Annotated in this window: 1 protein-coding gene; it reads left to right on the top strand. The window is 50.7% G+C overall.

The window, feature by feature from the left end:
* The first annotated feature begins 103 nt into the window (after positions 1–103).
* Entirely contained in the window at positions 104–1,498 is a 1,395-nt protein-coding gene (gene rppB / locus JUI58_RS01125) for a two-component system sensor histidine kinase RppB (RefSeq protein WP_348539807.1), read from the top strand.
* Positions 1,499–1,596 lie beyond the last annotated feature (98 nt).

Below are 1,596 nucleotides of genomic sequence, written 5' to 3' on the forward strand. Positions count from 1 at the left end.
ACAATCCTCCCCATTGGGGGTCAGATTGTATCGCATTCCTCCCACGCTTGATGCTTCACATACAAGCGGGGAATCCTGCGCTTTATTGGTGTTGAAACTATTTATGGCATGGGATATCGATTCAAAGCCGAATAAGCTCTTTCGCCGCAGTCGCGTGCAAATTGCCACTTGGTATACTGGGGTGATGGCGATTGTGCTGGGATTGAGTGGTTTGGGGGTATATGAAGCGATCGCCCACGCCCACCGAGTCACCGCCGATCGCGAACTCAAATCCGTGGCCGAAACCGTACATGATGCTCTAGAAGAAACCTTGAGTACTAACAAACGCCTCGAGAGCATTTCTCCCAACCTCCTGCCCAATCTTTGTGTTGCGGGGAAACAATGCGCGATCCCTTTTGAGCGATCGCGAGGTCATCGAGAGGATTCTCTTTATCGCGGTAGCTATTATATTCGGGTGCTGACTCCCACGGGAGAGTTAATCGCCACCGCAGGCATCACCCCCGAGGGTTTGGCGATCGCCTACAGCGAATCTTCTTGGCAAACCCTCTGGGATAAACAGGGCAACCAATACCGCCAGATTGCCCTACCTCTCAGAGTTCCCAACCATCGCACCTCTCTGGGAATCCTGCTGGTCGGTCGTTCTTTTAAAGACTTTGCCGCTTATCTGAGATCAATTCGCTGGATTATCTTGCTCAGTTTCCCCGTAACTATGGGGCTAATTGCCACCGCCAGTTGGTGGCTGACAGGATTGGCCATGCAGCCTGTACAAGCATCCTATCGCAAAATTCAGCAGTTTACCGCCGATGCAGCCCACGAATTACGAACCCCCCTAACCGCCGTACAGGCCACCGCAGAATCGATAATGCGCCTGCCCAAGATTTCGGATGCTGACACTCGCGAGATGTTGCAGGTCATCACTCGGCAAAATCAGCGTTTGAGTCATCTTGTTAGCGATCTGTTGCTTCTTTCTCACTTGGATAGCCAAAGCCCCGCACCCATGATTCCCTGTTGCTTGCAAGATTTACTCGGGGATATTGACGAGGAATTAGCAGCGTTAGCGATCGCCAAAAATATTCACTTAAAACTCGACCAACCCGACACCCCTGCTATGGTCGTGATGGGAAATGAGGAACACCTCTATCGATTGGTGCTGAATGTGGTGAGTAATGCCCTTCAGCATACTCCCTCCGGGGGAACGGCGATCGTGCGCTTGCGGCGGGTGGAACGACGGGGATTAATTACAGTAGAGGATACGGGAATTGGCCTTTCTCCTGAAGATTGCGATCGCATTTTCGATCGCTTTTATCGCGTGGAGAAAGATCGCTCTCGTCAAAGTGGAGGCTCGGGTTTGGGATTGTCCATTGCAAAGGCGATCGCGCAATCCCACGATGGTGATATTCAAGTGCAGAGTCAGTTAGGCAAAGGGAGTATATTTATAATTAACCTACCCGCCCTAGTGGTCTGTCATACCAAAAATGGACGCATTGCGATCGCCTAATGTCAAAACCTAAAGCTAGAGAGTGAGGGTTAGCCATTGATTTTAATCAATGGACATCGAACGCAACGGGTTTTAACCCGTCTTGCGTTACAATACTT

The sequence above is a fragment of the Spirulina sp. CCY15215 genome (assembly GCF_016888125.1).
In the GTDB taxonomy this organism is placed as follows: domain Bacteria; phylum Cyanobacteriota; class Cyanobacteriia; order Cyanobacteriales; family Spirulinaceae; genus CCY15215.

What these genes read in the sequence shown, in the direction of transcription:
- rppB (WP_348539807.1), top strand. Translation starts at nt 104, where the DNA reads ATGGCATGGGATATCGATTCAAAGCCGAATAAGCTCTTTCGCCGCAGT.